The organism is Agrobacterium sp. CGMCC 11546 (assembly GCF_013365515.1).
GTDB lineage: Bacteria > Pseudomonadota > Alphaproteobacteria > Rhizobiales > Rhizobiaceae > Agrobacterium > Agrobacterium fabrum.
In genome coordinates, this window is sequence record NZ_CP047388.1 from 1,508,297 (window position 1) to 1,530,923 (window position 22,627).

Annotated in this window: 19 protein-coding genes; 10 read left to right on the plus strand and 9 right to left on the minus strand. The window is 59.1% G+C overall.

Going from position 1 to position 22,627, the window contains the following annotated elements; all coding sequences use genetic code 11:
- The 6 genes from GSF67_RS21530 (at nucleotide 1) to GSF67_RS21555 (ending at nucleotide 8,270) form a co-directional block, all read left to right on the plus strand.
- Entirely contained in the window at nucleotides 1-843 is an 843-nt protein-coding gene (locus tag GSF67_RS21530; protein WP_006315167.1) for a serine hydrolase, read from the plus strand.
- Between the two features lie 29 nt (nucleotides 844-872).
- Nucleotides 873-2,417: an ABC transporter substrate-binding protein gene (locus tag GSF67_RS21535; RefSeq protein WP_035216271.1), complete on the plus strand. Its 1,545-nt coding sequence runs from the start codon at nucleotides 873-875 to the stop codon at nucleotides 2,415-2,417.
- A gap of 127 nt (nucleotides 2,418-2,544) precedes the next feature.
- A complete protein-coding gene (locus GSF67_RS21540; RefSeq protein WP_006315169.1) occupies nucleotides 2,545-3,987 on the plus strand; it encodes a M20 family metallopeptidase in 1,443 nt (480 codons plus the stop codon).
- A 517-nt stretch (nucleotides 3,988-4,504) separates the two neighbouring features.
- On the plus strand, nucleotides 4,505-5,434 hold the full coding sequence (locus tag GSF67_RS21545; RefSeq protein WP_006315171.1) for a sugar ABC transporter substrate-binding protein: 930 nt from the start codon (nucleotides 4,505-4,507) through the stop codon (nucleotides 5,432-5,434).
- Between the two features lie 233 nt (nucleotides 5,435-5,667).
- Entirely contained in the window at nucleotides 5,668-7,209 is a 1,542-nt protein-coding gene (locus GSF67_RS21550) for a sugar ABC transporter ATP-binding protein (protein ID WP_010972980.1), read from the plus strand.
- A gap of 32 nt (nucleotides 7,210-7,241) precedes the next feature.
- Nucleotides 7,242-8,270, plus strand: a complete 1,029-nt coding sequence (locus GSF67_RS21555) for an ABC transporter permease (RefSeq protein ID WP_006315173.1) — start codon at nucleotides 7,242-7,244, stop codon at nucleotides 8,268-8,270.
- A gap of 82 nt (nucleotides 8,271-8,352) precedes the next feature.
- On the opposite strand, the gene GSF67_RS21560 is transcribed toward GSF67_RS21555, so the two are convergent.
- Nucleotides 8,353-9,108, minus strand: coding sequence for a gamma-glutamyl-gamma-aminobutyrate hydrolase family protein (locus GSF67_RS21560; RefSeq protein ID WP_006315174.1), 756 nt, complete (start codon nucleotides 9,106-9,108; stop codon nucleotides 8,353-8,355).
- Nucleotides 9,109-9,412: 304 nt separating this feature from the next.
- Between GSF67_RS21560 and GSF67_RS21565 the strand changes: the two genes are divergently transcribed.
- Nucleotides 9,413-10,510, plus strand: a complete 1,098-nt coding sequence (locus GSF67_RS21565; RefSeq protein ID WP_006315175.1) for a TRAP transporter substrate-binding protein — start codon at nucleotides 9,413-9,415, stop codon at nucleotides 10,508-10,510.
- Nucleotides 10,511-10,898: 388 nt separating this feature from the next.
- Here GSF67_RS21565 and GSF67_RS21570 read toward each other — a convergent pair whose 3' ends face one another.
- Together GSF67_RS21570 and GSF67_RS21575 are read right to left on the minus strand one after the other, a co-directional pair.
- A complete protein-coding gene (locus GSF67_RS21570; protein WP_006315176.1) occupies nucleotides 10,899-12,368 on the minus strand; it encodes a TRAP transporter large permease subunit in 1,470 nt (489 codons plus the stop codon).
- A gap of 32 nt (nucleotides 12,369-12,400) precedes the next feature.
- On the minus strand, nucleotides 12,401-12,940 hold the full coding sequence (locus tag GSF67_RS21575; protein WP_006315177.1) for a TRAP transporter small permease subunit: 540 nt from the start codon (nucleotides 12,938-12,940) through the stop codon (nucleotides 12,401-12,403).
- 416 nt (nucleotides 12,941-13,356) lie between these two features.
- Here GSF67_RS21575 and GSF67_RS21580 point away from each other — a divergent pair, with 416 nt between their 5' ends.
- Both GSF67_RS21580 and GSF67_RS21585 read left to right on the plus strand, forming a co-directional pair.
- Nucleotides 13,357-13,581 (plus strand): aa3-type cytochrome c oxidase subunit IV, encoded by a 225-nt coding sequence (locus tag GSF67_RS21580; RefSeq protein WP_035216233.1) that lies wholly within the window; start codon nucleotides 13,357-13,359, stop codon nucleotides 13,579-13,581.
- A gap of 69 nt (nucleotides 13,582-13,650) precedes the next feature.
- Complete coding sequence (locus GSF67_RS21585) at nucleotides 13,651-14,184, plus strand: hypothetical protein (RefSeq protein ID WP_006315179.1); 534 nt, start codon at nucleotides 13,651-13,653, stop codon at nucleotides 14,182-14,184.
- 15 nt (nucleotides 14,185-14,199) lie between these two features.
- On the opposite strand, the gene GSF67_RS21590 is transcribed toward GSF67_RS21585, so the two are convergent.
- On the minus strand, nucleotides 14,200-15,453 hold the full coding sequence (locus GSF67_RS21590) for an FAD-binding oxidoreductase (protein WP_006315180.1): 1,254 nt from the start codon (nucleotides 15,451-15,453) through the stop codon (nucleotides 14,200-14,202).
- Nucleotides 15,454-15,767: 314 nt separating this feature from the next.
- Here GSF67_RS21590 and GSF67_RS21595 point away from each other — a divergent pair, with 314 nt between their 5' ends.
- Nucleotides 15,768-17,504 carry a PAS domain-containing methyl-accepting chemotaxis protein gene (locus GSF67_RS21595; RefSeq protein ID WP_006315181.1) on the plus strand — a complete coding sequence of 579 codons (1,737 nt, stop codon included), beginning with the start codon at nucleotides 15,768-15,770 and terminating at the stop codon, nucleotides 17,502-17,504.
- Nucleotides 17,505-17,582: 78 nt separating this feature from the next.
- Here the strand turns inward: GSF67_RS21595 and GSF67_RS21600 are convergent, their stop codons facing one another.
- From GSF67_RS21600 to GSF67_RS21620, 5 genes are read right to left on the minus strand one after another with little or no spacing between them, the layout of a single operon-like run.
- A complete protein-coding gene (locus GSF67_RS21600) occupies nucleotides 17,583-18,893 on the minus strand; it encodes an LLM class flavin-dependent oxidoreductase (protein WP_006315182.1) in 1,311 nt (436 codons plus the stop codon).
- A 26-nt stretch (nucleotides 18,894-18,919) separates the two neighbouring features.
- Nucleotides 18,920-20,266 (minus strand): MmgE/PrpD family protein, encoded by a 1,347-nt coding sequence (locus tag GSF67_RS21605; protein ID WP_006315183.1) that lies wholly within the window; start codon nucleotides 20,264-20,266, stop codon nucleotides 18,920-18,922.
- 4 nt (nucleotides 20,267-20,270) lie between these two features.
- Complete coding sequence (locus GSF67_RS21610) at nucleotides 20,271-21,086, minus strand: amino acid ABC transporter ATP-binding protein (protein ID WP_006315184.1); 816 nt, start codon at nucleotides 21,084-21,086, stop codon at nucleotides 20,271-20,273.
- 12 nt (nucleotides 21,087-21,098) lie between these two features.
- On the minus strand, nucleotides 21,099-21,881 hold the full coding sequence (locus tag GSF67_RS21615; protein WP_006315185.1) for an amino acid ABC transporter permease: 783 nt from the start codon (nucleotides 21,879-21,881) through the stop codon (nucleotides 21,099-21,101).
- On the minus strand, nucleotides 21,878-22,621 hold the full coding sequence (locus GSF67_RS21620) for an amino acid ABC transporter permease (protein ID WP_006315186.1): 744 nt from the start codon (nucleotides 22,619-22,621) through the stop codon (nucleotides 21,878-21,880). Before GSF67_RS21620 ends, GSF67_RS21615 begins: the two co-directional genes overlap by 4 nt.
- Nucleotides 22,622-22,627: the final 6 nt, after the last annotated feature.

Genomic DNA, 22,627 nt, shown 5'->3' on the forward strand with positions numbered 1-22,627 from the left:
ATGACCGTGGCTGAACAACTGAATGCTATCTGTGATGTACAGCCTTTCGTGACGCGCTTCATGGTGCGCAATCTCCTGACCGGCGAAGAGATCGGTCGGGGAGAAAACGAGGAGACGCCATCGGGCAGCACTCGCAAGACGTCGATCATGATGGCCGTGCTCAAGGCTGCCAGCGAAGGGCGGATAGATCTCGACCAGCCCGTCACCTATGAAAAGCGGCTGGCGGAAGAGGTTGCCAGCGGCATGTTCCGCTATATGACGCCGGGCATCGTCATTTCGCTCCGCGATGCGATCGCCGGCATGATGGTGCTGAGCGACAATGTCTGCACCAAGATGGTGCTGGAGAGGCTGACGCTGGAAGAGGTGGACGGCTATTGCAAATCGCTTGGCATGGCCAACACCCACCACCGTTTCCTCATTCCGCCGCTGGCGCTTGCAGCTGACCATCCGCTGAAGACCGTCACCACCACCTCGGCGGCGGACCAGGTGCTGTTGCTTCAGACCATTCTTGATGCGCAGTCGTCGCCGGAAGCGCAGGCGAAACTCGGTTGCAGCCCGCAATTGTGTGAGTGGGCCATGCAGACGCTGAAAAACCAGATTTTGCGGTACGGAATTCGCTCCCGCCTGCCTTTCGAGGCCATGGTGGCCAGCAAGAGCGGTCGTGGCAAACGCGGGCGTATGGATGCCGGCATCGTCTACAGAAACGGCGCGCCGTCCTTCATCATCACCACCTATACAGACGAAGTACCGCAGGTAATGCCCGATGGCACGCCGGGATACACCATCGCGCTCGAAACGATCGGCCGGCTGGCGCAAGCCTGCTGGGACGGCTTTAAGCAATGACAATCAACGACAACAAAGAGGGTAGAACAGTGAAAAAACTTCTTCTTGCAGGCGTTGCCCTGCTCGTGACCGCCAATTTTGCCGCAGCACGCGACATCACCATCGCGCAAAGCTCCGATCTGCGTAGCAGCAATCCGGGCGTAAACCGTGACGGCAATACGGACGGGGTGATCCTGCACATCGTCGAAGGCCTCGTTGGTTATAACAATGCCGGTGAGGTGAAGCCGCTTCTCGCCGAAAGCGTCGAGGTTGCACCTGACGGCCTCGCCTATACGTTCAAGCTGCGCAAGGATGTGAAATTCCACAATGGCAAGCCGCTCACCGCAGAGGATGTCGTCTGGAACTGGACACGTTACCTGAAGCCGGAAACCAAATGGACCTGCCTCAACGATTTCGCGGAGGGCGGTGCAGCACACGTTACCGCCGTCAAGGCCACGGATGCATCGACGGTTCAGATCACCCTTGAAAAACCCTCAGGTGTTTTCCTCGGCCTGATGTCGCGGCCCGAATGCGGTTATAGCGGCATGATCTCGCCGGAATCGGTCGCCGCTGACGGCAGCTTCGTCAAACCCATCGGCACCGGCCCGTTTCAGTGGAACGAATGGAAGAAGGGCGAATATATCCGTCTTGCCAAATTTGCCGATTATGTTTCGCCGGCAAATGACGGCAAGCCTGATGGCATGGTCGGCTCTAAGCGGCCGCTCGCTGACGGCATCAAGTTCATGGTCATTCCGGATGCTTCCACCGTGAAGGCCGGGCTGGAATCCGGCGTGCTCGATACGGCTGAGATTTCTCCCGATCTCATTCCGGAGTTCAAGACCAATGACAAGATGCAGCTCATCGTGTCTCGTAACAACGGCAAGAACCTGTTCTACATCCAGACCCGCGACAAGGTGCTGAGCAATCCCGGCGTGCGCCGCGCCATGGCGATGGCGCTTGATCTCGACGAGCTGGTCGCTGCCGCATCGAACGGCACGGGCGAGGCCAACGGCTCGATGGTCTCGCAGGACTCGGTCTATTATGACGAGACCCAGAAGAAGCGCCCGGCCTATGATGTCGAGGCCGCGAAGAAGGAACTTGAGGCAGCCGGTTACAAGGGCGAGCCGATCTCCATCATCGCCAACAAGCGTGGCAACGTGCCGAGCTTCCCGGCCGCCGTCATGGCGCAGGCCATGATGCAGCAGGCGGGTCTCAATGTGCAGATCGAGGTGCTGGATTACGCCACGCAGGTGGACCGCCGCCGTTCCGGCAATTATCAGGTGATCTCGCAGTCGGTCGCCCCGCGTCTCGACCCGGCCCTGATGTATGCCTTCTACGTCGGCAACAAGGACAAGAACGCCTCCCTGATGTGGGATGATCCGAAGGCGATCGAGTTGATGAAGGCCGCTTATGTCGAGGCCGATCAGACGAAGCGCCAGAAGATTTTCGATGAGTTCCATGAGCTGATGCTGAAGGAAATGCCGGGCATCTTCCTCTACGACATGGTTGATGTCTGGGGCGCGACGAAGAAGCTCAGGGGCCAGCCGGTCTGGCAGTCGAATGCCCGCCTCTGGGAAGTCTCTGTCGACGACTGATCCGCTATCGCCCGCGCCGGAGGCGGACCCCGGCGCGGGCATTTCCATCATAGACCGTAATGATTTGGCGGCCCATCCGCCGAAGCGTTTGCGCGCGCCCTTGAGGGCAGGAATGCGAGGACAAGCCATGAACCGTGACGCCGTGACGTCGATTGCCGCCGAAATCGAGGCAATGAAGCCCGATTTCACCACCTTGAGCGACAGCATCTGGGACTTTGCCGAACTCAAATTCGAGGAGAGGCAATCCGCCGGGGTTCTGGCAAACGCGCTTGAGGAAAACGGCTTTGTGGTCCGCCGCGGTGTAGCCGGCATGGACACGGCCTTCATCGGCGAATTTGGTCAGGGCAACCCGATTATTGCCTTCCTTGGCGAATTTGACGCGCTTGCCGGCATGAGCCAGGTGGCCGGTGTGGCCGAGGCAAAACCGCTTGAACCCGATGCCACTGGTCATGGCTGCGGCCATAATCTACTCGGCGTCGGGTCGCTGATGGGGGCCATTGCTCTCGCCCGGCATCTGAAAGGCAATAACCTTCCCGGCACGGTGCGTTATTATGGTTGCCCCGGTGAAGAGGGCGGTTCCGGCAAGACCTTCATGGTGCGGGCCGGCCTGTTCGATGATGCCGATGCGGCTTTGACCTGGCATCCGGCACCCTTCAACGGTGTGCGTTCCACCAATAATCTTGCCGTGCTGGAATATTTTTACCGTTTCAAGGGTGTTGCGGCCCACGCCTCCAACGCCGCCCATCTCGGTCGCTCGGCGCTCGATGCTGTCGAACTGATGAATGTCGGCGTCAATTTCCTGCGCGAACACATGCCGCAGGATTGCCGGGTGCATTATGCAATCACCGATACCGGCGGCAAGGCAGCGAATGTGGTGCAGGCAAAAGCCGAAGTGCTTTACCTGATCCGCGCCCCGGAAATGCGTCAGGCACTCGACCTTGCCGCGCGGGTGGACAAGGTGGCGCGTGGTGCTGCCATGATGACCGAAACGGAGGTGGAGATCGTCTTCGATACCGCTTCCACCAATCTACTGCCCAACATCACGCTGGAAACGGCGATGCATGAAAACATGGTTGCGCTTGGGCCCATAGCCTTTGACGAGGCGGATATCGCCTTCGCCAAACGCATTCAGGATACTTTTACCGAAGAAGCGATCACAAGCAGCATCCGGCTTTACCAGATAAAGGATGATGTCTTTTCCAACCGGAAGATCGACGGCTCGACGCCTTTGCATCTCGGCCTGCGTGATTTCGAGGGCCAGTCGCATTTCAGGGCGGGCTCCACCGATGTCGGTGATGTCAGTTGGGTGACGCCGACGGCACAATGCTGGACGCCCGCCTGGGCGATTGGCACCAATCCGCATACCTGGCAGGTGGTGGCACAGGGTAAGGCCCCTGCCGCACACAAGGCCATGGCACATGCCGCCAAGGCGATGGCATTGACGGGTCTTGCGCTGATGACCTCGCCGGAACTGCTCGCCAATGCCAAAAAGGAGTGGCAGGAAAAGACCGAAGGCAGCAGATATGTCTGCCCGATTCCTCCCGATGTCATGCCCGGTTCCTACCTGTAAGACGCTGTGCGCCCATCACACCCGCTCGTCAACCGATCCGTTTGCCCCCAGATTTTTACCGGCGGCGTGGTGAATCGTATAGACGTTCCAGGTGAAGAGACAGGATCTTCCGTCGGCCCTCTGAAGAGAGGGCTGACGGTTTTCGGCGTGGAATAAATCTTCCATCATAGTAGACCTGATCCTGAGTCTCGAACCGGGTGTTCGCGATTTCAACGGCTTATGGCTCTCCGCCTCAAGGGCGAGAATGAGGCTGAAGGCGTCTTGATATTGCCGTTGGCAATCCGGTCCGGAACGCGCCTCTTCTGGAATTTCCCTTTATCACCGCCTTGTGTGCCGCTTTGTAGTGGGGCTGCGAAGAAAGCATTGACGTTCGAACCAAAAATGGAATAAATATATCGAACAGACAGAAAATCGGTTTCATTATTCCGTTTTCTGAATCTGAGGAGGTTGCGGCGGGCTTTCGGGTTCGCCTCCGGTTGGGAGAGGCGGCACCGGACGCCATGGAGGAGAAAACGCAATGAAGAAATTTATCATTGGCGCAGCCATGTCTGTGCTTCTCGGCACAGCAGCACATGCGGAGACGGTCGGTGTCTCGATGGCGCTGTTCGACGACAACTTCCTGACCGTGCTGCGCAACGGCATGCAGGATTATTCCAAGGAACTGAAGGGTGTGACCCTGCAGGTCGAGGACGCTCAGAACGACGTTGCCAAGCAGCAGAGCCAGATCCAGAATTTCATCGCCTCCAAGGTCGATGCGATCATCGTCAATCCCGTTGATACGGATGCGACGGCGGCCATGTCGAAGCTTGCTGCCGACGCCAAAATTCCGCTGGTTTACGTCAACCGCCAGCCGGTGAACGTCGATAGCCTGCCGGACGGCCAGGCATTCGTCGCCTCCGACGAGACGGTTGCCGGCACGCTTGAAGCGAAAGAAGTTTGCCGTCTTCTCGGTGGCAAGGGCAACGCGGTCATCATGATGGGTGAGCTTTCCAACCAGGCGGCGCGTATGCGCACACAGTCTGCGAAGGATGTTTTGAAGACCGACGAGTGCAAGGGCATTTCCGTGGTTGAAGAGCAGACCGCGAACTGGCAGCGCACGCAGGGTTCCGACCTTGTAACCAACTGGCTCTCCAGCGGCATCGAATTCAACGCCGTCATTGCCAACAACGATGAAATGGCGATTGGCGCGATCCAGGCCCTGAAGGCTGCCGGCAAGGACATGAAGAGCTATGTGGTCGCCGGTGTCGACGCCACGCAGGATGCTCTCGCGGCCATGCAGGCCGGCGATCTGGATGTGACGGTGTTCCAGGACGCTGCAGGGCAGGGCAAGGGTGCGCTCGATGCCGCGCTGAAGCTCGTCAAGGGCGACAAGATCGAGAAGAAGGTCTACATTCCCTTCCAGCTCGTCACGCCTGAAAACGTCAAGGACTACGTGGCCAAGAACTAACGTCCGCGTTCCGGCATCTGCGCCCGTTTTCTATATGACGGGCGGATGCCGGTTCTAGACGGCGCTGGAGTAATTGCTTCGGCGCCCACGCGGGCCAGGATTGAATTTCAGTAAATTCAAACTATTACAGCGCCCTTTTTGTCGTGACCGACATGGCGCTGTAAGCCTCCCCGGAGGCGAGGCGCCTTATGGCGAGCCTGTCGCCGGTATTTTTGTCTATTGTGGAGGATGAGATGGTCGTCAGTCCATCGACAATGGCCGCCGTGCGCGCCAGCGGAGCCGTGCCGAATGCGGAATTTCTTCTCGCGGCGGATGGCATACGCAAGGAATTTCCAGGCGTTGTGGCGCTCGACGATGTGCAGTTCCACCTCAAGCGCGGTACCGTGCATGCGCTGATGGGTGAGAATGGCGCCGGCAAATCGACGCTGATGAAGATTCTCGCCGGCATCTACCAGCCGGATAACGGAGAAATCCGCCTGAAGGGCGCGCCGATACGTCTCGATTCCCCGCTCGACGCGCTGGAAAACGGCATTGCCATGATCCATCAGGAACTGAACCTGATGGCTTATATGACGGTAGCCGAAAACATCTGGATTCGCCGCGAGCCGAAAAACCGGCTGGGCTTCATCGATCATGGCGAAATGTATCGCCGCACGGAAACGCTGCTGGAACGGTTGGGCATTGATCTCGATCCGGAAACACGTGTCGGCGAGCTTTCCGTCGCCAGCCGTCAGATGGTCGAAATCGCCAAGGCGGTTTCCTACAATTCAGACGTTCTCATCATGGATGAGCCCACATCGGCTTTGACGGAGCGCGAGGTCGAGCATCTCTTCCGCATCATCCGCGATCTGAGGGAACGAGGTATCGGCATCGTTTACATCACCCACAAGATGAACGAGCTGTTCGAGATCGCCGACGAGTTCTCCGTTTTCCGCGACGGCAAATATATCGGTACCCACGCGTCCACCGATGTGACGCGTGACGACATCATCCGCATGATGGTAGGCCGAGAAATCACCCAGATGTTCCCGAAGGAAGAGGTTCCGATCGGTGACGTAGTGCTGTCGGTCAAGAACCTGAATCTGGACGGTGTCTTCCATGACGTCTCTTTCGATGTCCGCGCCGGTGAAATTCTCGGCGTCGCGGGCCTCGTCGGCTCCGGACGCTCCAATGTGGCGGAAACGGTATTTGGCGTGACGCCCGCTTCCTCGGGTACGATTTCGATCGACGGCAAGCCGGTTTCGATCGACAGCCCGACAACGGCTATCAGTCACCGCATGGCGTTCCTGACGGAGGACCGCAAGGATACCGGGTGCCTGCTCATCCTCAATATTCTCGAGAATATGCAGATCGCGGTGCTGCAGGACAAATATGTCGCCAACGGCTTCGTGCAGGAAAACGCGCTGTCGGAAGCCTGCGAAGAAATGTGCCGCAAGCTCCGCGTCAAGACGCCGCATCTTTACGAGCGCATCGAGAACCTGTCAGGCGGCAACCAGCAGAAGGTACTGATCGGACGCTGGATGCTGACCAAGCCGCGCATTCTCATTCTCGATGAACCGACGCGCGGCATTGATGTCGGGGCCAAGGCGGAAATTCACAAGCTGGTTTGCGAGATGGCGCGCCAGGGCGTCGCCGTCATTATGATTTCCTCCGAAATGCCGGAGGTTCTGGGTATGAGCGACCGTGTCATGGTCATGCATGAAGGTCGGGTGACGGGTTTCCTTGCTAGAAGTGAAGCCACGCAGGTGAAGGTGATGGATCTCGCATCGCGGTGAGGCGCGCCGGGATTTCTCGAGGAGGAACGATTATGACTACGAACGCCGCCAACGCACAGTTGGACGCAAAATCCGGACGCAAGCCGCACCGGCGCATCCCGCCCGAGGCCAATATCTTTTTCGTGCTGATCGGCATTGCGCTAGTTTATGAAATTCTCGGCTGGATTTTCATCGGCCAGAGCTTTTTGCTGAACCAGCAACGCCTGACGATCATGATCCTGCAGGTATCGGTGATCGGCATCATCGCCGTTGGCGTGACCCAGGTCATCATCACCGGCGGTATCGATCTTTCCTCCGGCTCCGTCGTCGGCCTGACGGCGATGTTGGCCGCCAGCGTGGGGCAATCATCCACATGGCCGCGGGCGCTTTATCCGGGGCTGACTGATCTGCCCTTCTTCATTCCGCTGGCTGTCGGCATTCTGGCTGGCGCATTGGCCGGCTTTATCAACGGGCAACTTATAGCGCGCACGAAAATCCCGCCCTTCATCGCAACCCTCGGTATGATGGTGACGGCGCGTGGCCTTTCCAAATGGTACACCAAGGGCCAGCCGATTTCCGGTCTGACTGACGGTTTCACCTTCATCGGTACAGGTGTCTGGCCGGTCGTGGTGTTCCTCGTCGTCGCCGTCATTTTCCACGTCGCGCTGCGTTATACGCGTTATGGCAAGTTCACCTACGCCATCGGCGCCAACCAGCAGGCGGCCCGCGTTTCCGGTATCAATATCGAAGCGCATCTGATCAAGGTCTATGCCATTGCCGGTCTGCTGGCCGGTCTCGCCGGCGTCGTCACCGCCGCCCGTGCACAGACAGCGCAGGCCGGCATGGGTGTGATGTATGAACTTGACGCCATCGCTGCGGCCGTCATCGGAGGCACATCGCTCGCCGGCGGCGCTGGCCGGATTACCGGAACTGTCATCGGCACCATCATTCTTGGCGTCATGACTTCAGGCTTCACGTTCCTCAGGGTCGACGCCTATTACCAGGAGATCGTCAAGGGCCTGATCATCGTTGCCGCCGTGGTCGCCGACGTTTACCGCCAGAAGAAACGCGCAAAGCGCTGAACACTCCTCCTCCCGGACTTGGGGCAAGCTTTCAGAGCTTGCCCCTTTTTTATGGGCGGATGAATGAGGGGATCGGCAAAGATCAGGCCTTGCTGTTACGGTAAGCGTGAACAGCCTTGCCAAATGCCTCGAATAGCGCGCGCGAGGGCGCATCCGTCTCGGCCCAATATTCCGGATGCCACTGCACGCCGACGGCAAAGCCCTTGGCGTCGATGACGGAGACAGCTTCGATGGTGCCATCCGCGGCGGTCGCTTCCACCTGCAAGCGCGGTGCTGTCTCGGCAATCGCCTGTCGGTGCAGCGAATTGATCTGGATTTCGCCTGACATGCCGAGATGTTGCGCGATGCAGGAGCCCTCGCGCACATGCACCGGCTGGCGGATGGCGAAGGCGACGTCACGGTCGTCATGTTCCGGCTTGCGGTGATCCCACGTTCCGGGCTGTTCCTGAATTTCGGAAGCCAGCGTGCCGCCCAGCGCCACATTCAGTTCCTGAATACCGCGACAGATGGCAAGCATCGGAATGCCGCGTTCCAGCGCCCGACGTATCAGCGGCAGGCTGGTGGCGTCGCGGGCAGGGTCGAAGGGACCATCGCTTTCCTGCGCCTCTTTGCCGTAGAGGGAAGGGTGCACATTGGTGGCGGAACCGGACACGAGCAGGCCATCCACCCGGTCGAGAATGGCGTCCACCTCGTTGCCATCCTCGAGGGCCGGGACGATGAAGGACATGACGCCCGCCACCTTCAAAGCGGCGGAAAGATACTGGTTCTGCGCGGCGTGCCAGTCGGCTCCGGCAAAATGCCTGATGTCGGCGGGAACGGCGATGATGGGTTTTGGCATGGTGGCTCCGGGACGAATCTTCGAAATTTGTGCGACTGCCGGTGGGCCAAGTCAAGCGTGTGTTTTGCGTTCTATCGGTCATATATGCATCTAAAGTATAAGGCGTCGCTCGGATATTTCAGTTGCAAATAAAATACGGAGGAGAAGTCGAGAAAATTCTCGAAACCGCCGGTTTTTCCGCGATTAATTCTTGGAACGGGTGCTTGTCAGCCGGGCTGGAACCGTGCTTACTTCGCTACGATGCCTGAACAGCGACGAGGGGAATTCAAAGCTGCGGGCAGCGTTCATATCTGGGAGGATATAGATGGATCGCCGTTCCTTTATGAAAAAAGGCGCGCTTGCGGGGGCTGCTGCGACAGCCTTGGCCGCGCCTGCCATTGCACAGCAAAATACCAAGATAAACTGGCGCCTGACGTCGTCGTTTCCGAAATCACTCGACACTATCTATGGCGGTGCAGAGGATATTGCCAAGCACGTCGCGGCAGCAACCGACGGCAATTTCACCATTCAGCCCTTTGCCGCTGGTGAAATCGTGCCCGGCCTGCAGGCGGCCGATGCCGTGTCATCCGGCACCGTCGAAATGTGCCACACCTGCTCCTATTATTACGTCGGCAAGGATCCGACCTTCGCCATCGGCACGGCGATACCCTTCGGCCTTAATGCCCGCCTGACCAATTCCTGGTTCTATGAAGGCAACGGCAACAAGCTGCTCAACGAGTTTTACGCCAAGCACAATCTCTACGGGATGATCTCAGGCAATACCGGTGCCCAGATGGGCGGCTGGTTCCGCAAGGAAATCAATACCGTCGACGATTTCAAGGGCGTGAAGATGCGTATTGCCGGTCTCGCCGGCAAGGTGGTGGAGAAGCTTGGTGTCGTGCCACAGCAGATCGCCGGCGGCGATATCTATCCGGCGCTTGAAAAAGGCACCATCGATGCGGCTGAATGGGTCGGCCCTTATGACGACCACAAGCTCGGCTTTCAGAAGGTCGCGAAGTATTATTATTATCCGGCCTTCTGGGAAGGCGGCCCGGTCATCCATTCCTTCGTCAATCTGGACAAGTGGAACAGCCTGCCGAAGAACTATCAGATGGTGTTGCAGGATGCCTGCGCTTTTGCCAACACCAGCATGATGGCGAAATACGACGCGAAAAACCCGATCGCCATCAAGCAACTGGTGTCGGAGGGCGCGGTGCTCCGGCCCTTCAGCCAGGAAATCCTCGAAGCCTGCTACAAGGCTGCGCTGGAAGTTTACGCCAACATCTCGGCATCCAACCCGGACTTCAAGAAGATCTACGAGGACCAGGTCGCGTTCAAGCGCGAGGGCTATCTCTGGATGCAGCTTGCGGAATACACTTTCGATACGTTCATGATGATCCAGCAGCGTAACGGCAAGCTCTGATTATTCGGTAACGGCGGCGGACCGGGCAAAGACCTCGGAGACTTCGTTCTCCGGGGTTTTTGTTGTGTGCCTATGCCTTCACGCGCCCGACAAGAAAGGATGATTTACGATCATTTCTGTTGTGCGCAAAAGCAGTAGGTTCCGATACCAGCCGGAGTGTCGGCGAGGATTGGCCACGCCGACCTCGGCAAAGGCCTTGCTCTCAACTGTGGATGTGATGCGATGTGGAAACCACTGAGCATTGCGTTTGTCATTAGGAAAAACCGGACAGGCTGGTCAGTGACTGTCCGGCTTCATTTCAAACGATAAACAAACGGAAGGCAGGGCTGGAACCCTGTCTTCCACTCCGCAACTATAAGCGTTTCGCCCAGCCCTTACAACACGCCACTTACGGCCCGACCTTCGGCGGTTCGCCGAGATTAGGCATGCCCGGCAACCCGCCCGGCTGGCCGAAATTGGGCATGGTGTTGCCGCCCTGATTGCCGAAGGCGGGAATCTCGATCTTGATGGAGTTCAGATCGACGTCGGGTGCCTTGTCGAGCCAATAGGTGACGGATTCCGGCCAGAAGATCACGATGGCGACGAGGATGAGCTGCATGCCTAGCCATGGGATGGCGCCCATGTAGATATCCGATGTCTTGACCGAGCGCGGTGCGATGGAGCGCAGGTAGAACAGCGCAAATCCGAAAGGAGGATGCATGAAGCTCGTCTGCATGTTGATGCAGATCAGCACGCCGAACCAGATCAGATCGATGCCGAGCGACTGGGCGATCGGCGCCAGCATCGGAATGACGATGAAGGCGATCTCGAAGAAATCGAGGAAGAAGGCGAGGAAGAAGATGAAGATGTTGACGAAGATCAGGAAGCCGATCGGGCCGCCCGGAATGCCCGACAACATGTGTTCGATCCACAGTGAACCATCCATGCCCTGGAAGACAAGGGAGAAGCAGGTGGCGCCGACCAGAATGAACACCACCATCGATGTGATGTGCATGGTGGAATGCATGCCCTGCTTGACAAGGTCCCAGCTGAGACGACGGTGTGCCGCGGCCAACACCATGGCGCCGACGACACCGAGCGCACCCGCTTCGGTGGGTGTTGCCAGCCCGAGGAAGATGGTGCCGAGCACCAGGAAGATCAGCACGATGGAGGGGATCATGCCCGCCAGCACGCGGAATACCAGCGCCCGGTTGAGCTCGCCGCGCGCTTCCGGCGGCAGCGCCGGCAGGTCCTTCGGCCGCACGATCGACATCAGCAGGATGAACAGCATGAAGATCGTCACCTGCAGGATCGAGGGGCCGATCGCGCCGAGATACATGTCGCCCACGGATTTGCCGAGCTGGTCGGCGAGAACGATGAGGACGAGGGAGGGTGGAATGACCTGGGTGATCGTTCCCGATGCGGCGATGACGCCGGTGGCAAGCCGCGGATTATAACCGTATTTCAGCATGATCGGCAGCGAGATGACGCCCATGGTGATGACGGAAGCCGCAACCGTGCCGGTGATGGCGCCAAGGATCGCGCCGACGATGATGACGGCATAGGCGAGGCCGCCGGGAATAGCGCCGAACAGCTTGCCGGTTCCCTCAAGCAGGTCCTCCGCAAGGCCACATCGCTCCAGGATCGCGCCCATGAAGGTGAAGAAGGGAATGGCGAGCAGCAGGTCATTCGAGATGATGCCGAAGATGCGCAGCGGCAGGGCCTGAAGAAAGGCCGGCGAAAAATGCTCGGTGAAAATGCCGATGACGCCGAAAACGAGGCCGACGGTGGCAAGAGAGAAGGCAACCGGGAATCCGTAAAGCATGAAGATGATCATGCCGAGGAACATCAGTGGTGGAAGAATACCATATTCAAACATGGGAAATATCCTGAAGGTTCAGATCGGCGCGATCATTGCAGGGGCTTTTCGTATTTCGTATCCAGCGCATAAAGCCCGTTGAGGGCGCCGACGCGCTTGATGAGTTCGGAAAATCCCTGAAGAACCAGCAGGGCGAAACCGGCGAAGATGACGAGTTTCACGGGCCAGCGGATGAGACCGCCGGCATTCGAGGACATTTCACCCTGATGCCAGGAAAGCGTGAACATGGGCCAGGACAGCCAGGCGAGGTAAAAGCAGGCGGGTATCAGAAACAGCACGATGCCGATGATGTCCACCCACAGGCGGCTGCGCGGAGAGATGGCACCATAGATGATGTCGACCCGCACATGTTCATTCATGCGCAACGTGTAGGATGCGCCGATCAGCACGATGAAGGCGAACATATACCACTGGATTTCCAGCCAGCCGTTTGAACTATAGTTCAGGGCGTAACGGACCATGGCATTGCCGGCGCTGACGAGGCAGCAGATGAGCACGAGATAACCGGCAACCTTGCCCAGAGCTTCGCTCACAAGGTCTATCAGCGCGCTTAGTTTTAAAAGCGATTTCATTACTTTCCCCTCTTCCCGTTTGCGGGCCCTTTGCGGGTTTATGGCGGAGAGCAAAGTCCGGTATCCCTACGGCGGCCGCGCCTCCACGCGCATCCGTTGCCACAGGTTCCCAGAGTTCCTCCTCACAGAATCCCGTGTATGGTCAGGCAGTTCGAAAAGCAACCAAAACCGCCATGAAACGGCGCGGCGAAGCCCGCTTTTCAACCGTTTGCGAAAGAATGTTGCCCTATGGCATACTTTGCCCGGCGGAGCAGTCATGGTGCATGTCGTTGCCGCTCTTTCGCGCAGAACGCATTGCACTTTTCGGCGACTTCATGTTACGTCTGGCTCCGGAGAATCCGGCATGGACCTGCGATCGTCCGCGGGTAAATCGTCTCGTGCGACAGGCATGGCGGATGGAGCAAAGGGGAAGCGGAATGAGCGAACATCACACGGGTCCGGTCGAAGTTGGTGCCGAGATGAACTACGCCGAGCACGAAAAGACCTATAACGGTTTTCTAGCCATGACGAAGTATGGCACCATGCTGCTATGCGTGCTGATGCTGGCCATGGTCGCAGGTTTCTTCACATCCGCGGGCTTCCTTGGCGGTCTGATCGTCTTCGTCGCGCTTTCGGCTGCGGGTTTCGTTCTGCTGCGCTGAGCAATGTCATTCATGAGCGGTTCCCGGTCCGGGAACCGGGCGATGCCGGATAACCGGAAAGGCCAAGCCATGAAGCGTCTGGTATATTGCCTGTTCTTGCTGGTGGCGATTGCCCATCCTGTCTGGTCGCGCGATCTTTCGCCTGCCGAACAGGATGGTCTTCGCACGCAGATCGAGCGGTTCAGCGCGGCTTTGAATGCGCAGGATTTTGGAACTGTCAGCAAGACGGTGCCGCCGAAAGTCTTTGAATTCATCGCAAGCGAGGCCGGTATCACCGTGGAGCAATTGCGCGGCGCCTTGACGGCGCAGATGCAGATGGCGCTCGCGGCGGTCAAGATAACCGAATTCACCATGGACACGCAGGAGATCAGCCTCGCGCAAACGCCCGACGGAACGCCCTATGCGCTTGTTCCGACGAAAACGGTCATGGAAACCGGTGGCCAGACGATCGAGGCGAAATCCCATACCCTGGCACTGATGGATGGTGCGGAATGGTATCTACTGCGGGTCAGCGACCAGCAGCAGGTCGCTATCCTGCGCAAAGTCTATCCGTCCTTCGCAGAGGTGACGTTTCCGGACGATTCCATGCAGCAAGTGAAATAGGCAAGGCCTCTTCCTTCAGGAAAAGCGTCCTGGCCTGAACGGGTCGACCGAGATTGCCGTCTCCTCGCCGGTGGCCAGCTGCGTCACCAGACGGGCAGTTGCTGCAGATTGTGTCAGCCCCAGATGGCCATGGCCGAAGGCGTAGATCACGGAGGGCGTGGCGCGGGCCGTGCCGATGACGGGCAGACAATCCGGCATGGATGGGCGGAACCCCATCCATTGCTGCCCACCCTCCGGCTTCAGTCCGGGCAGGAAGCGCCCGGCCTTCTTCAGCATCGCTTCGGCGCGGCGGAAATTCGGTTTCAGTTCGAGCCCGCCGAGTTCGACGGCACCGCCGACGCGGATGCCCGTCGACAGCGGGGTGACGACGAACCCATGATCATTGAAATAAAGCTGGCGCGTCAGGTTGAAGGCTCCAGCGGGCAGGGTGGTGTTGTAACCGCGTTCGGTCTCCAGCGGCACGATGTTGCCAAGCGTTTCGGCAAGCTTTTTCGACCAGGCGCCGCCGGCAATCACCACTTTGTCGGCGTCGATCTTGTCGCCGTTTTCGAGCGTCACGATCGTGCTTTCGCCGACGGCATCGATGCGCTCGGCCTCACCTTTGCGCAGGCTGGCGCCACGGGCAACCACCAGATCGAAGATGGCGCGGGTGAAATCATAGGGGTTGGAGACCTGGAGGCCATCGGGAGAGAATATGGCGTGGCGGAACTGCGGTGCGAGGCCCGGCTGCAAGGCATCGATCTCGTTACGGCCGACACGCTCAAAGGTGAAGCCGGCGCTTTGTTTTTCTTCCCAATCCTTGCGAGCGGCGTTGAGACTAGCCTCGCTGTCGTAAAGATCGAGCGTTCCGGTTTTTGAAACGAGGTGCGATAGTTCCGGCATGGCGGCAACATGGGCCATTTCCACGGCCGCCAGCCGGTTTATTTCCGTAAGCGACTTCAGCCCGTGACGGAAGTTTCGCTCGGCGCTGGCGCGCCAGAAACGCCATAACCAGGGCGCAATCTTCGGCGCATAGGCCGGCGGCACGCTGAGCGGGCCCAGCGGATCGAACAGCCAGCGGGGCGCTTTTTTCATGATGCCCGGCGCTGGGATGGGAATGATCTCGGGAAAGGCCAGAATGCCGGCATTGCCGGAACTCGCGCCGCGGCCAACCTCGCCCCGCTCCAGAAGCACGACGTCGCGCCCGGCATTCTGCAGATAAAGCGCCGCCATGGAACCGATGATGCCGGTGCCGATCACCAGCACATCGCATTTCAGGGTTTTGGTCATCGGCGCTCCTGCAAACTAGTCTTTCACCCCGCCATAACAATGAATGCCGTTTGGATGAAAGGCCGCATCGCGTCGTTGACGCAGAAATATCAGCACTGTGGCAAATAAGCGGTTCGAAATAGACAAGGCGAATATTTCGGCGGCAAAGCATGTCGGCAGTTAATCGACGCTTCGGATTGATAGTTATAAGTCATCATTAATCGCTATTTAACCGTACCCGGCTAGTTTCGCGTGCAGGCAGGCTGACCGTTTTCATCTTTATATTTCAGGGGTGAAGCGGTCCGCATATTGGTTACTGTTGGGGTTTCAAGCATATGTCTCACTTTTCCAAATTTGGTCTGGACGCTTCTGCAGTGCTGGACGCGCTTAGCCGTTCACAGGCCATCATCGAGTTCGACCTGACCGGAAAAATTTTGAAAGCGAACGATAATTTCTGCAAGGCTGTTGGCTATCAGCCGTCTGAAATCGTCGGGCGCGCCCACAGCATATTCCTGTCTTCCGAAGACGCCGCCTCGCCGGAATACAAGGCATTCTGGGCAAAGCTGTCGCGCGGCGAATATGATCAGGGTCAGTATCGGCGCCAGGCCAAGAATGGCGATGAAATCTGGATCGAAGCCTCCTACAATCCAGTGTTCCGTTTCGGCAAACCTTACAAGGTGGTCAAGATCGCAACCGATATCACCGTGATCAAGCGCAAGAGCGCCGAAGATGACGGCAAACTCGCCGCGCTCTCCCGGGCGCAGGCCATGATCGAATTTACGCCAGACGGAAAAATCCTCGGCGCCAACGAAAATTTCCTCACGACGCTTGGTTACACGGCGGAAGAAATCATCGGCAAACATCATTCGATCTTCTGTGGGCCGGCCTATGCCCAATCCCAGGACTACCGGGATTTCTGGAAGGAACTTGGCAGAGGTCATTTCTCGACCGGGCAGTTCATGCGGCTTGGCAAGGATAACAAGCGGGTCTTTATTCAGGCTTCCTATAATCCGATCATTGATGACCGGGGTCGCGTCTTCAAGGTGGTGAAATTTGCTTTTGATGTGACGGACAGGGTGCATGCGGTCGAGGAACTTGGGGCTGCGCTCGAGCGGCTGTCTCAATGCAATATCCGAGTCACGCTGGACAAACCCTTCGTCGGCGAATTCGAAAGGCTGCGGCAGGATTTCAACAAATCCATCGCCGAATTCCAGAAGACGCTGGAGAATGTTCTCGGCCAGACTGGTGACCTGACCCGCAGCAGCCAGGAAGTCAGCGAAGCCTCCGTCAATCTCGCCGAACGGTCGCGTGAGCAGGCGGTGGCGCTTGAGGAAACCTCGGCGGCGCTCGAAGAAATCACCGCGACCGTTCGCTCATCGACGGAAAATATGAAAGAGACGCGCAAACTCGTGCAGAGCGCGCGGGCCTCCACCGTTGCTTCCACCGAAGTCGTGGAGCGCACGGTCGATGCCATGCAGCGTATCGAAACGGCATCGCGGGAAATCAGTCAGATCATTGGCGTGATCGATGAAATTGCCTTCCAGACCAACCTACTGGCACTGAACGCCGGTGTGGAAGCCGCGCGGGCGGGCGATGCTGGCAAGGGCTTTGCGGTGGTGGCGCAGGAAGTGCGTGAACTTGCACAGCGTTCCGCCAGTGCCGCCAAGGAAATCAAGGCGCTCATCAACAATTCCGGCACCGAGGTTCTTGAGGGCGTCAGGCTGGTCGGCGAGACCGGTGAGGCGCTGAAGCAGATCGATTCACTGGTCCGGCATATTGACGGCAATGTCGACACGATCTCCAAAGCGGCGGACGAGCAGGCCGCCGGTATCAGCGAGATCAACAAGGCCGTTAACCGGCTGGACCGGATGACGCAGGAAAATGCGGCGATGAGCGCCCGCACCACGGTAATCAGTACGACGCTGGCACAGGGCGCCGATGCGCTGGCTCAGCTTGTCAGCCTGTTCAAGCTGAACCGCCGCACGGCTCAGCGCGACGATGGATTGTCCATGCGCCCCGATACTTCAAATACCGTTCGGCGCGATCAGGCCTCCGCAAGGGTGGCCGCATAAAGGGAGCGGCCCCGGGGCCGCTTTTCATGAACAGGATTTGGTGGATGCGGATGCCTTTGATCGGGCATCCGCACACCGTTATGCCCGCACGGCCGGTCGCGCGATACCGAGGTGGTCACGCAGCGTCGAACCCTCATAGTCCTTGCGGAACAGGCCGCGCTCCTGCAGGAGGGGCACGACCTCGCGGTTGAATTCCTCCAGCCCGCCGGGGAAGAAGGGCGGCATGACGTTGAAACCGTCGGCCGCACCGTTTTCGAACCACTGCTGCATCCGGTCCGCCACCTCTTTCGCCGTTCCCATGACGATGTGGTGACCACGGCCCGCGGCAACGCGCAGCGCCAGTTCCCGGATTGTCAGCTTTTCACGACGTGCGAGCTCCGTCAGGAGTTCAGCGCGACTGCGCAGCTGGTCGGAGATCGGCAGGTCCGGCAGCGGGCCGTCGAGATCGTAATCGGCAAGGCTGTGGCCGATACGTTCTTCAAGTAGCGGCATGGCGTTTCTGATGTCGGTCCAGCGGTTCAGTTCCTTCAGCTTTTCGCCGGCCTCCTCGAAGCTCCGGCCGATGATCGGCATGAAACCCGGCATCACGGCGACGCTTGCCGGATCGCGACCGAATTTAGCCACCCGCGCCTTGAGGCTGGTATAGAAGGCCTGCGCTTCGGAAATTGCCTGCTGGGCCGTGAAGACGATATCGGCGGTGCGGGCGGCGAGGTCCTGTCCCGGTCCCGAAGAGCCCGCCTGAATGAGAACGGGGTGCCCCTGCGGCGAGCGCGGAATGTTGAGCGGGCCCTTGACCGTAAAGTATTTGCCTTCGTGGTCGAGGATATGGACTTTTTCCGGATCGACATAACGCCCAGCCTGCTTGTCCTTGACGAAGGCATCGTCGTCCCAGCTGTCCCACAGGCCGCGCACGACGTTTACATATTCTTCCGCCACGGCATAACGCTCGTCATGCTCGGGATGGCTCTTGGAAAAATTCGCCGCCGTGCGGGCATAGGAGGTGGTGACGATGTTCCACGCCGCGCGGCCATGGCTGAGATGGTCGATGGACGCGAAGGCGCGGGCGGTGTGATAGGGCTCGCCATAGGTGGTGGAGGCGGTGGCGGCCAGACCGATCTTGTCGGTCACCATGGCCAGCGCTGCCAGCAATGTCAGCGGCTCGAAACGGGCGATCATCGACGGATGGGCGTCGACACCGCTGGTCAGGCCATCGGCGAGGAAGACCATGTCGAATTTTGCGGCTTCCGCCATTTTCGTGACGCGGGTGAGCAGATCGAAGTTCTCGCTGCCGGCCTCCGCATCGGGGTGACGCCAGCCGGAAACGTGGTGCCCGGCGCCCTGCAGGAAAAGGCCGAGATGCATCTGTCTTTTGCGGGTCGTATTGGTCATGGGGTCATGCCTTCATGTCGGTCGAGTTATATTGCGGTTGCCAGAAGAATTTCGAGCTTCCTGAGATCGGCTGCGGTCTTCATGCTCCGCACCAGCGCCGGAATCCCGGCGAATTTTTCGTTGCCGCCGGTGGCGTCGGCGAATTTCTCCGTCGGATCGTCGATGCCGGGAAGACCGTCTATGCGGCGCGAGAGAACTGAGCCGTCCTTTTTTGTCACATCGATGACCACGAAACGGGTGGTCGGATCGGGGGAGAGGCGGCGGGCGGTCTCATCGTGCCGGCGCGAGACCCTTGCTGAAAGTGCGAGCAGATCGGCACGCGCCGGGCGTTCGTCGAAATGGCCGATGCCGATTGCTCCGTCGGTCAGCGCGGCAGCAAAGACATATTCGGGGCTGAAGCGCGCATCGATGCCGGTTGCGGGTGTGGCTGAGCCGACGAGGGCAGCGTCGCCACCCGGGGGGAAGGTGATAACGACTGTTTCAATCTCGTTCGGTGTCAGATCATGGGCGCTGCGCAGCGCAAGCGCGCCGACGGCGACGGGGTGGGCGGCAGTGCAGCAGGGAAAGGCCTTGAGCGTCAATCCGGGCGAGACGATCTGCCAGGGTGCGCCCCAGCCGGAGAGAACGCGTTTTGGCTGCTCGGCGCCGAAGGCGAAGGCGGAATAAAAGCCGATCGGATTTTCCAGAAAATCCGGTGCGCCCTGAAAACCTGATCGTGCCAGTCGCGCAGCGGTAAGGCCGGCGCGCGTGGCAAGCCCGGCATGCAGCGGCTTGGCATCGAAGCCGAACTGTAGGCGAAGCCCGGCCGATTGCGTGGCCGCGAGCCCGAGTGCCACGGCCGTGGTCTGCGGATCGAATTTCAGGAGATGGGCAATAGCTGCCGCAGCGCCGATGGGGCCGAGTGTGGCAGTGGCATGGAAGCCATTTTCGTAGTGCTTGGTGCCGAGCGACAGGCCAATCCGCGCCATGGTCTCCAGCCCGACGATATAGGCGGCGATGAAGGCATCCGCTGTAGAGTTTTCCTCGACCGCAACAGCCAAAAGGGCTGGAATGATGGCGACAGTGGGGTGGCCACGCACGCTCCCATGGACGTCGTCATAATCAAGCACATGACCGGCGTGGCCGTTGATGAGGGCGGCGGTAAAGGCATCGGTGCGCAGATCGTGGCCGATGATTCCGGCCGTGCCTTGCGTTCCTGACGTGAAGGTATCGATCAGGATTTTCGCGCTTCTGTCGGCAGCGCCACCCAGCTGGCAGGCGAAAAAATCGATCAGAGCCGTGCGGGCGATTGTGACCGCCTCTTCATCGCGTAACGGATCGGAAGCGGCGATGGCTTCGGCAAGATGGAGGGTTAGTTTTTCGTCGGCGGCCATGGCGTCAGATCCCTTCGCCGTCGGTCACCCGCGCCACCTGCCCGCCAAGACCCTTGACGAAGGCGTTGATGCGTGGGTTGGTCGACCTGTAGAAGATATGTTCCGGCGTGCCCTGATCGACGATCAGGCCGTTTTCGGTAAAGACGATATTATCGCTGATTTCCTCGGCAAAGCGCATTTCATGGGTGACGAGAATGCTGGTCATGCCGTCATTGACGAGATCGCGGATGACGGCGAGCACTTCGCCCACGGTCTCCGGATCGAGCGCCGAGGTGACTTCGTCGAACAGCACCAGCTCCGGCCGCATGGCGAGCGCACGGGCAATGGCCACGCGCTGCTGCTGGCCACCGGAAAGCTGGCCGGGATAGGCATCGACCTTCTGGGAAAGACGGACCTTCTCCAGCAATTCGCGGGCATGGCGCTCGGCTTCCGCCTTCGGCGTGCCGAGAATTTTGATCGGCGCGATGGTGATGTTTTCCATGACCGTCAGATGCGGGAAGAGGTTGAACTGCTGGAATACGATGCCGATGCGCTTGCGCAGCGCGATGCGCTCTGCCTCGGTTTTCAACTGGTCTACCCGGGTGCCGCCGACGGTGATCTTGCCGGATTGCGGAATGAGCAGGCCGTTGATGCAGCGCAGGATCGTGGATTTTCCCGAGCCGGAAGGGCCGATGATGGAGACGGCGTCGCCCTTGTTGACCGTGAGGTCGATGCCTTTCAGGACCTGATTGTCACCGAAGGAGAGATGAATCCCTTCGAGTTCGACAAGTGCTTTGGTGACAGGGGCTTGGGCGGCGTTTTGTGGTGCGGGTGCGGACATGGCGTGTTCCAATCAGCGGGAAGCGAAGCGCCGTTCCAGGCGCTGCGTGAAACGGGAGACGGGATAGCAGAACAGGAAGAACGCCATCAGGACGGTGAGATAGACCACGACGGTGAAATCGTTGCGCTGCACGGCGGTGCTGGCATCCGTGGCGGCGTGCAAAAGCTCATGCACGCCCACCAGCGAGGCGAGCGCCGTGCCCATGGTGATCGAGGAATAGAGGTTCATCCATGGCGGCAGCGAGCGTTTCACGCATTGCGGTAGGATGATCCAGCGCAGTGTCTGGTTACGGGAAAAGCCCAGTCCTTGCGCCGCTTCCCATTGGGCGGTCGGGATGGACTGGATGGCGCCGCGAGTGATTTCGGCAATATGGGCGCTCGCCGGAATGGCAAGACCGACGACGGCCTTGATCCAGTCCGGGAAGGGAATGTAATTGCCGAAGGCGACGATCTCGAAAGGAAAGATGTAGGTCGCGGCAAATATCAGCACCAGATGCGGGGCGTTGCGGAAGATTTGCACATAGGTGAGCGCCGGCGCGCGCACCAGACGGTAAGGCGCAAGCTCCATGATGCCGAGCAGGACACCGATGAAGGTACCGATGGCGATTGCCAGAATGCTGATCAGCACATTCATGGCGAACCCCTTCGCCAGATAGGGCAGCCATTGCAGCAGCACCTGACCGAGCGAGGGGTCGAGGATCAGCCACAGAACGACTGATATCACCACGCCGAGCAGCAGAATGGTACCGAAGGGCAGCTTCTTTGCCACCCGCGTTTGAGAAACCACCGCGCTCATTGGCCGAACCCCGGAACCGCAAGGCGTCGTTCAAGCCAGAGACCGGCCCTTGCGACGATGAAATTGATGACGCTGAAGAAGATGAGGATGACGAGCATCAACTCGACCACATTGTCGCGCTGCGTCCAGATCAGGATCGAGGCATAGGTGATTTCACCCACCGCAATCGCCGAACCGACCGTTGTGAGCTTCACCAGGTTGACGAGATTGTTGATGATGGAAGGGAGCGCCGTGCGGATCGCTAGCGGAAACTCGACGTAACGCAAAATCTCCAGCGAACTGAAACCGATGGCGCGCGCCGCCTCGATGGTGGTGGTCGGCACCGCCTCGATACCGCCACGCAACGCTTCCGCATGGAAGGCGGCAACGTGCAGGCCGGTGATGGCAACGACCCAGAAAAAAGGCGTCAACGGATTGTTCTGCGCACCGCCCAGCGCATTGGAAATCAGCATGTTGAGCACGAGGAAACCGCACATCAGCTGCACCAGTGTCGGCGTGTTGCGTGTCAGTTCGACATAGGCACGCACGGGACCGGCGAGCCAGACTTTGCCCGACGTGAGCATGGCGGCGAAAATGAAGCCGAAAACGAGGCTGAGCGGCAAGGTGACGGCGACGAGGATGAGCGTCATCTTCATGCCATCAAGCCAGATCTGAACCTCGTAACCGCTGTTCAGAAAATCATAGTTGAGGCCGAGATGCGCGGCGAGTTCAATGAAGCGCGCTGTAAACGAATCCTGCATCGGAAA

What these genes read in the sequence shown, in the direction of transcription:
- GSF67_RS21600 (WP_006315182.1), bottom strand. Translation starts at nt 18,893, where the DNA reads ATGACCAATACGACCCGCAAAAGACAGATGCATCTCGGCCTTTTCCTG.
- GSF67_RS21585 (WP_006315179.1), top strand. Translation starts at nt 13,651, where the DNA reads ATGAAGCGTCTGGTATATTGCCTGTTCTTGCTGGTGGCGATTGCCCAT.
- GSF67_RS21550 (WP_010972980.1), top strand. Translation starts at nt 5,668, where the DNA reads ATGGTCGTCAGTCCATCGACAATGGCCGCCGTGCGCGCCAGCGGAGCC.
- GSF67_RS21545 (WP_006315171.1), top strand. Translation starts at nt 4,505, where the DNA reads ATGAAGAAATTTATCATTGGCGCAGCCATGTCTGTGCTTCTCGGCACA.
- GSF67_RS21605 (WP_006315183.1), bottom strand. Translation starts at nt 20,266, where the DNA reads ATGGCCGCCGACGAAAAACTAACCCTCCATCTTGCCGAAGCCATCGCC.
- GSF67_RS21540 (WP_006315169.1), top strand. Translation starts at nt 2,545, where the DNA reads ATGAACCGTGACGCCGTGACGTCGATTGCCGCCGAAATCGAGGCAATG.
- GSF67_RS21555 (WP_006315173.1), top strand. Translation starts at nt 7,242, where the DNA reads ATGACTACGAACGCCGCCAACGCACAGTTGGACGCAAAATCCGGACGC.
- GSF67_RS21620 (WP_006315186.1), bottom strand. Translation starts at nt 22,621, where the DNA reads ATGCAGGATTCGTTTACAGCGCGCTTCATTGAACTCGCCGCGCATCTC.
- GSF67_RS21615 (WP_006315185.1), bottom strand. Translation starts at nt 21,881, where the DNA reads ATGAGCGCGGTGGTTTCTCAAACGCGGGTGGCAAAGAAGCTGCCCTTC.
- GSF67_RS21610 (WP_006315184.1), bottom strand. Translation starts at nt 21,086, where the DNA reads ATGTCCGCACCCGCACCACAAAACGCCGCCCAAGCCCCTGTCACCAAA.
- GSF67_RS21595 (WP_006315181.1), top strand. Translation starts at nt 15,768, where the DNA reads ATGTCTCACTTTTCCAAATTTGGTCTGGACGCTTCTGCAGTGCTGGAC.
- GSF67_RS21580 (WP_035216233.1), top strand. Translation starts at nt 13,357, where the DNA reads ATGAGCGAACATCACACGGGTCCGGTCGAAGTTGGTGCCGAGATGAAC.
- GSF67_RS21570 (WP_006315176.1), bottom strand. Translation starts at nt 12,368, where the DNA reads ATGTTTGAATATGGTATTCTTCCACCACTGATGTTCCTCGGCATGATC.
- GSF67_RS21530 (WP_006315167.1), top strand. Translation starts at nt 1, where the DNA reads ATGACCGTGGCTGAACAACTGAATGCTATCTGTGATGTACAGCCTTTC.
- GSF67_RS21560 (WP_006315174.1), bottom strand. Translation starts at nt 9,108, where the DNA reads ATGCCAAAACCCATCATCGCCGTTCCCGCCGACATCAGGCATTTTGCC.
- GSF67_RS21575 (WP_006315177.1), bottom strand. Translation starts at nt 12,940, where the DNA reads ATGAAATCGCTTTTAAAACTAAGCGCGCTGATAGACCTTGTGAGCGAA.
- GSF67_RS21590 (WP_006315180.1), bottom strand. Translation starts at nt 15,453, where the DNA reads ATGACCAAAACCCTGAAATGCGATGTGCTGGTGATCGGCACCGGCATC.
- GSF67_RS21565 (WP_006315175.1), top strand. Translation starts at nt 9,413, where the DNA reads ATGGATCGCCGTTCCTTTATGAAAAAAGGCGCGCTTGCGGGGGCTGCT.